Annotated in this window: 4 protein-coding genes; 3 read left to right on the top strand and 1 reads right to left on the bottom strand. The window is 72.3% G+C overall.

Annotated features, from left to right (window positions below):
• Positions 1 to 289 precede the first annotated feature (289 nt).
• The 3 genes from C1J00_RS39720 (at position 290) to C1J00_RS39710 (ending at position 3,146) form a co-directional block, all read left to right on the top strand.
• Positions 290 to 1,732 (top strand): family 43 glycosylhydrolase, encoded by a 1,443-nt coding sequence (locus C1J00_RS39720; protein WP_439333477.1) that lies wholly within the window; start codon positions 290 to 292, stop codon positions 1,730 to 1,732.
• Positions 1,733 to 1,772: 40 nt separating this feature from the next.
• Positions 1,773 to 2,720, top strand: a complete 948-nt coding sequence (locus tag C1J00_RS39715) for a polysaccharide pyruvyl transferase family protein (RefSeq protein ID WP_102913718.1) — start codon at positions 1,773 to 1,775, stop codon at positions 2,718 to 2,720.
• A gap of 105 nt (positions 2,721 to 2,825) precedes the next feature.
• Entirely contained in the window at positions 2,826 to 3,146 is a 321-nt protein-coding gene (locus C1J00_RS39710) for a DUF3040 domain-containing protein (RefSeq protein ID WP_102913717.1), read from the top strand.
• Between the two features lie 15 nt (positions 3,147 to 3,161).
• On the opposite strand, the gene C1J00_RS39705 is transcribed toward C1J00_RS39710, so the two are convergent.
• The coding region (locus C1J00_RS39705; RefSeq protein ID WP_102913716.1) for a glycosyltransferase family 9 protein at positions 3,162 to 3,932 on the bottom strand (771 nt) is incomplete at its 5' end.

Here is a 3,932-nt window from a genome sequence, read left to right as displayed (position 1 = left end):
CACCTGCCCCCGGCCTGACGGCTGCCAGGGCGGCTCGGCGGGGGCCCCGCGGCCGGGTCACCGGCCTCGGCGTGCGCGTCCTCACGGGGAGCCCGCTTCCCCGGCCGTCCGGCCGCCCCCGGACCGAGGCGCTCGCCGTCCTCGTGCGTCTCGCTTGCGCGAACCGTTGACGACGGTAAGAGCCGCCCTTATCTTCTGACCACTTCATGGTCGAATTCACGAACTACGTTCGATATGTCGGACAGGGGTGACTCGTTCCCACCCCCCGATCACCCGCTGGAGAACCCCCTTGAGACGCATAGCCGTTCGGCTGCTCCTGGCTTCCCTGATGGCCTTCGCGACCTGCCTGGCATCGGCGCCCGCCCGGGCCGCCGTGCCCGACTCCCCCGCCGTCACCTACACCAATCCGATCGCGGAGCAGCGGGCCGACCCGCACATCTTCAAGCACACCGACGGCTACTACTACTTCACCGCCAGCGTTCCCGAGTACGACCGCATCGTGCTGCGCCGGGCGACCACCATCCAGGGCCTGAAGACGGCGCCGGAGACCACCATCTGGACGAAGCACAGCAGCGGTGTGATGGGCGCCCACATCTGGGCACCGGAGATCCACTTCATCGACGGCAAGTGGTACGTGTACTTCGCCGCGGGTGCCACCGACGACGTGTGGGCGATCCGGATGTACGTCCTGGAGGGCACCGGCGCCAACCCGCTCGCCGCCACCTGGACGGAGAAGGGCCAGATCAAGACCCAGTGGGAGAGCTTCTCGCTCGACGCCACGACCTTCGTCGTGGGTGGCGTGCGCTACCTGGCCTGGGCGCAGCGCGACCCGTCCGTGAACAACAACACCGACGTCTACCTGGCGAAGATGGCCAACCCCTGGACGATCACCGGCACTCCGGTGATGCTGACGCGGCCCACCTACTCCTGGGAGACCGTCGGCTACAAGGTCAACGAGGGCCCGGCCGTGATCCAGCGCGGCGGCAAGATCTTCATGACGTACTCAGCGAGCGCCACCGACGCCAACTACTGCCTGGGCATGCTCACCGCCTCCGCGAGCGCCGACCTGCTCAGCCCGGCGTCCTGGAGCAAGAGCCCCGTCCCGGTGTTCGCCAGCAGCGCCGCGACCGGCCAGTACGGCCCGGGCCACAACTCCTTCACGGTCTCCGAGGACGGCAGGAGCGACATCCTCGTCTACCACGACCGCAGCTACAAGGACATCACCGGCGACCCCCTCTACGACCCCAACCGGCGTACCCGCGTGCAGAAGGTGTACTGGAACGCCGACGGCACCCCGAACTTCGGCATCCCCGTGGCCGACGGGGTCACCCCGCAGCGCTTCTCCTCGTACAACTTCCCGGACCGGTTCGTCAGGCACTACGACTACCGGGCCCGGATCGAGGCGAACGTCACCAAGCTCGCCGACTCCCAGTTCCGCCTCGTGCCGGGCCTCGCCGGCAGCGGCACGGTCTCACTTGAGTCGGTCAACTTCCCCGGCTACTTCCTGCGGCACGAGAACTTCCAGGTGTGGCTGCGGAAGAACGACGGCAGCGCGCAGTTCGCGTCCGACGCGACCTTCCGGCAGCGCGCCGGACTCGCGGACTCGGCCGGCGTGTCGTACGAGTCGTACAACTACCCCGGGCGATACGTCCGCCACTGGGAGTACCTGCTGAACGTGCAGGCGGTGAGCACAGCCACCGACCGGGCGGACGCCACCTTCTACACCCAGTGACGGCACGGCATATGAGTGTAATGCCCTGAATGTCTTGCCGATGTGCGGGCACTCAGGGCCTGTGCAGACACAACAGGGCAAGCGACCGCGCAGGGTGCTGCTCACCGGCTGGTTCAGCTTCCGGGACAGGGAGGCGACCGCCGGGGACGTGCTGGCCCTGCGCCGGGTGGAGGACGTGCTGCGGGGGACGGGCATTCCCTACGACGTCGCCTGGAGTCCCCGTTTCCGTCCGGAGGCACTGCATCTGGACCGGCTGTGGCCCGAGGACTACAGCCACCTCGTGTTCGTGTGCGGCCCGCTGCACGGACCGCAGGTGGAGGAGCTGCACCAACGCTTCGCGCACTGCGTGCGGATCGCCGTGGGCACCTCGGTGATCGACCCCGGCAGCCCGGCCGTGACCGGCTTCCACCGGGTGCTGCCCCGGGACGGGCCCGACAGCGAGCCGGTGGAGGACCTCGCGGCCCGCGCCCCGGAAGTGCCGGCGCGGCCCGTCGTCGGGGTGATCCTCGCGCACGGACAGCACGAGTACGGGCAGCTGCGGCGGCACGGGCAGGTCGCCGAGGAGGTAACGCGCTGGCTGGCGTCCAAGGACTGCGGCCGGCTGGAGCTGGAGACGCGGCTCGACACGCACGACTGGCATCTGAGCGCGACGCCCGCACAGCTGCAGTCCGTACTGGCCCGGCTGGACCTCGTCGTCACCGACCGGCTGCACGGGCTGGTGATCGCGCTGCGGGTGGGCACGCCGGTGCTGGCCGTCGACCCGGTCGCGGGCGGCGCCAAGCTGACCGCGCAGGCCCGGGCCTGCGGCTGGCCCGCACTGGTGCCCGCCGAGCAGCTCGACGTGCGGCAGTTGGACCGCTGGTGGGACTGGTGCCTGACCGGCGGCCGGGTGACCGCGCGGCAGATCCGCGACGGGTTCCGCGAGGGCTCCGTGCCGGACAGCGCGGACCGGCTCGTCGAGGCGCTGGCGCGGCCGGTGCCCGGTTAGCCCGGGGCGACCACGGGGCACCCGCTTGTACGTCCCCTGCTGCACTTCCCCCGCCGCACGTCCCCCCGGGAGGAGAGACGGTCCGGCCGCCCGGAAGGAGAGAGCGTGTCCATCGGCCGACTTCCCGAGAACGAGCAGCGCATCCTCGACGAGATGGAACGCGCTCTGCGCCGCGACCGCCGCCTCGCCCGCAGGCTGCGCACCCACCGAGTGAGCCGCCGCCCCGACCCCGCCCGCGTCCTGGCCCGACTGGCCTGCTACCGCCCCCGTGTCCGGACCGTCCTGATCCTGCTCGCGGTGTCGGTCGGGCTGATGGTGGCGGGGATCGTCACGTCCGAACCGGGGGTGATCTGGGCGTTCGCCGCGCTGTGGCCCCTGACGTTGTTCGCCGCGTTCCGGCTGATGTGCCGGTGCTGCGACGGCTGAACGCGGCCGCGCCGCTCAGGGCCGCGGGGCGCCGGGCAGTTCGTCGACGGCCCTCAGGACGTCTTCGACGCTGATGCGCAGGAGCGCCGGGTCGGGCCGACGGCCGTGCGGGTCGCCCTCCGGGCCGTACCACAGGGCGCGGTGGCGCGGGTCGGCCGGCGGACCCCAGCGGCTCGGCGCGACCGGGCCGAACAGGGTGACGGAGCGCGTGCCGTGGGCGACGGCGAGGTGGGCGATGCCGGTGTCGCCGCTGATCACGGCGTAGGCGCCGGCCACGAGAGCGGACAGCCGTTCGAAGGGCAGGCCGCCGTCGAACACGTCCGTGTCCGGCAGACCGGCCCGCTGGGCGAGCCGGGCCACCAGGTTGCCCTCGGCCGGGCCGCCGGTGACCACGACCCGCGGGCCCCGGGCGCGCAGTTCGGCCGCGACGGCCGCGTACCGCTCGACGGGCCAGCAGCGCGCGGGTGACCCGGCGCCGGGGTGCAGGACGACCGCGCCGGGCGCCGGGGAGGCGGTCTGCGGGCGGGGCAGCAGCAGATCACCCGGGTCGGCGTCGATGCCGTACGCCCGCAGCAGCCGGCACCAGCGGTCACGTTCGTGCTCCTCCGGGTACCAGGGCGGGCCGTCGATCCCGGGCAGGTCCGGGTGGGCGAAGGCGAGCAGCTTCAGCGGGCGCAGGCCCAGGAGCAGCCGGTGGCTGGGCGGGCCGTTGCCGTGCAGGTCGACGGCGATGTCCGGGGGCGGGCCGGTCCAGTCGAGTGTGCGCGGGACGGCCCGGCCGGGGGC

This window comes from Streptomyces cahuitamycinicus (genome assembly GCF_002891435.1).
Taxonomy (GTDB): domain Bacteria; phylum Actinomycetota; class Actinomycetes; order Streptomycetales; family Streptomycetaceae; genus Streptomyces; species Streptomyces cahuitamycinicus.
Note: the sequence above shows the minus strand (reverse complement) of the source record. Positions and strands in the feature narration are given on the sequence as shown.